The following is a 1,419-nucleotide window of genomic DNA, read 5'->3' on the forward strand; positions in this document are numbered from 1 at the left end:
GTCGCCGCAGCTCGAGCGCGACCTGCCGCCGGTGGTGCCGGTCGGCGTCGAGCGCGCGGTCGGGCTGCGCCTGCGCGGCGCGACGGCGCAGCGCCAGGTTCTCGACGTGCACGACCGCCATCCGGGTGACTGGCCGGTGTTCGGCCTGCCGCGCCGCATCGCGCTGCCGCCGGGCCGCGAGCTCGAACTGACCTATCGCCTGACGCCGACCGAGCGCGGCGCGTTCACGTTCGACGGCTGCGACCTGCGCCTGTATTCGCCGCTGCGCCTCTGGCGCCAGCAGCGGCGTGTCGCGCTCGCGCATTCCGTACGCGTCTATCCGAACTTCGCGCCGCTGGCCAAGCTCGCGCTGGTCGGCGCCGAGCGCGCCTCGCGCGTGGTCGGCGCGCACCTGAAGCGGCGCCGCGGCGAAGGCACCGAATTCCAGCAGCTGCGCGAGTACCGCAACGGCGACGCCATGCGCCAGATCGACTGGAAGGCCTCGCAGCGCGCGCGCAAGCTGATCTCGCGCGACTACCAGATCGAACGCAACCAGCAGGTGCTGCTGCTCGTCGACACCGGCCGGCGCATGCTCGCGCGCGACGGCAGCCTCGTGCATTTCGACCACTGCCTCAACGCCGCGCTGATGGTCGCCTACATCGCGCTGCGCCAGGGCGACGCGGTCGGCCTGCTCGCGGCCGGCGGCGACACGCGCTATTTCGCGCCGGGCCGCGGCCTCGGTACGATCGACGCGCTGCTCAACAGCACGTTCGACCTGCACGCGTCGCTGCAGGCCACCGACTATCTCGACGCGGCCAAGCAGCTCGCGCTGCGCCAGCAGCGCCGCTCGCTCGTGCTGTTCATCACCAACGTCCGCGACGAAGACATCGAGGACCTGCTCGCCGCCGTGCGCCAGCTGCAGCGGCGCCATCTGGTCTGCGTCGCGAGCCTGCGCGAACAGGCGCTGGAGCGGCCGCTCGACCAGCCCGTCGCCGATCTCGACGACGCGATCGGCGTCGGCGCGCTCGCGCAGTACATCGAACAGCGCACGCGCGCCCACGAGGCGCTGCGTGCGCAGGGCACCGACGTGCTCGACGTGACCTGCGCCGAACTGCCCGCGGCGCTCGTGCAGCACTACCTCGCGGTCAAGCGCGCGGCGCGGCTGTAGGCGGCGGCGCCTGGAGACTTGCCTCCGGCGCCTCTAGACTGCTCCCGCAGACACGGGGGAATCGAGATGACACAGCAGTGGTATTACGCCGACCGCCAGCGCCAGCAGCGCGGGCCGGTTTCCGCCGACGAGCTCCGCGCCGCGCTGCAGCGTGGCGAACTGGACATGGCCACGCTCGTCTGGCACGAGCGGCTGCCGTCCTGGGTGCCGCTGGCCCAGGTCGCGGCCGAGCTCGGCATGCGCGGCGCACCGCCGCCGCTGCCGCGCGCGCC

General features: G+C 73.2%; 2 protein-coding genes. Both read left to right on the forward strand.

The window, feature by feature from the left end; all coding sequences use genetic code 11:
• The coding region (locus NON22_RS24295; RefSeq protein ID WP_257389559.1) for a DUF58 domain-containing protein at positions 1-1,147 on the forward strand (1,147 nt) is incomplete at its 5' end.
• A gap of 66 nt (positions 1,148-1,213) precedes the next feature.
• On the forward strand, positions 1,214-1,419 hold a 206-nt coding region (locus NON22_RS24300; protein WP_257389560.1), incomplete at its 3' end, for a DUF4339 domain-containing protein.

Source organism: Tahibacter caeni (assembly GCF_024609805.1).
Lineage (GTDB): Bacteria > Pseudomonadota > Gammaproteobacteria > Xanthomonadales > Rhodanobacteraceae > Tahibacter > Tahibacter caeni.